Genomic DNA, 1,539 nt, shown 5'->3' on the forward strand with positions numbered 1-1,539 from the left:
GGGGTGATCGGGTAGATCGAGCACAGCTCGTTGAGCCGGTAGGCCACCGAGACGGCGGCCTCGTTGCCGTCGATGATGGCCTGGGTCGCCGCCGGGGCCAGCGTCTGCGTCATGGGAGTCTTCCTTCCTCGGCCGCGCTCAGCGCTCGGCGATCATCTCGATGGCGTGGACCGGGCACTGCTCGTAGCACGTGCCGCAGCCGGTGCACTTGGCGTAGTCGTAGCGGTAGCGCAGGCCCTTGCCGAGCTTGATGACGGCGTCCTCGGGACACGAGCCGAGGCAGCCGTCGCACTCGATGCAGTTGCCGCACGACAGGCAGCGCCACGCCTCGGTGAAGGCCTCGTCGGGGCTCAGGCCGCCGACGATCTCGTCGAAGTTCTGCCGCTGCTCGACGGCCAGTTCGGGCTGGGTGGTGCGACGATTGTCGCCCCAGTACCAGAGGTTGAGCTTCTCGAACGTGGCGAGGTCGTGCTTCTCGCGCTCGATGTGGGGCCGGCTGTTGAGCCACAGGTCGATCATGCGGGCGGCCTTCTTGCCGTGGCCGACGCCGACCGTGACGGTCCGCTCCGAGGGCACCGCGTCGCCGCCGGCAAAGATGCCGGGTACGTCGGTCATGAGGGTCTTCGGGTCGACCTGCACCACGTCGCCGTCGAACTGCATGCCCGGGATGACCTTGAGGAAGCCCGAGTCAGCCTCCTGGCCGAGGGCGAGGATGACGGTGTCGGCCTCGAGCGTCTCGAAGCGGCCGGTGCCGCGCGCCTTGCCGTTCTCGTCGAGCTCCATGATCTCGACCTGCATCTGGGCGTCGTCGTCGAGGGAGTTGATGGTGCGCAGCCAGTTCATCTTGACGCCCTCGCGGACGGCCTCGTCGTGCTCGTCGGCGTGGGCCGGCATCTGCTCGGCGGTGCGGCGGTAGACGATGATCGACTCCTCGGCGCCCAGCCGGCGGGCCACGCGGGCGGCGTCCATGGCCGTGTTGCCCCCGCCGTAGACGGCGACGCGGCGTCCGATGACGGGCTTCTCGCCCGAGGCGAAGTCGCGGAGGAAGCTGACGGCATCGACGATGCGGCCGGCGTCGCGGGTGGGGATGTCGACCCGCTTGGAGTGGTGGGCGCCGTTGGCGACGAACACCGCGTCGCAGTTGCCCTCGCGCTGCTCCTCGAGCAGGTCGGCCACGGTGTGGTTGAGGGTGATGGTGACGCCGAGGGCGGTGATGCGGGCCACCTCGGCGTCGAGCACGTCGCGGGGCAGGCGGTATTCGGGGATGCCGTAGCGCATCATGCCGCCGGGGGCGTCCGAGGAGTCGCGGATCTCGACCTCGTGGCCGAGGAGGGCCAACTGGTAGGCGGCCGACAGGCCGGAGGGGCCGGCGCCGATGACGAGGACGCGGCGTCCGGACTGGCGCACCGGCGGGTTGAACTGCCAGCCGTTGGCGATGGCGAGGTCGCCGAGGTAGCGCTCGACGGTGTGGCTGGAGACGGCGCCGTCGAGTTCGATGCGATTGCAGGCGGTCTCGCAAGGGTGGTAGCAGACGCGGCC

At 70.0% G+C, this 1,539-nt stretch carries 1 protein-coding gene; it reads right to left on the bottom strand.

Annotated features, from left to right (window positions below; genetic code table 11):
- Window positions 1-138 precede the first annotated feature (138 nt).
- On the bottom strand, window positions 139-1,539 hold a 1,401-nt coding region (locus tag Q1K57_RS15030; protein ID WP_300084107.1), incomplete at its 5' end, for an NAD(P)-binding protein.

It is taken from the genome of Propioniciclava sp., assembly GCF_029977985.1.
Lineage (GTDB): Bacteria > Actinomycetota > Actinomycetes > Propionibacteriales > Propionibacteriaceae > Propioniciclava.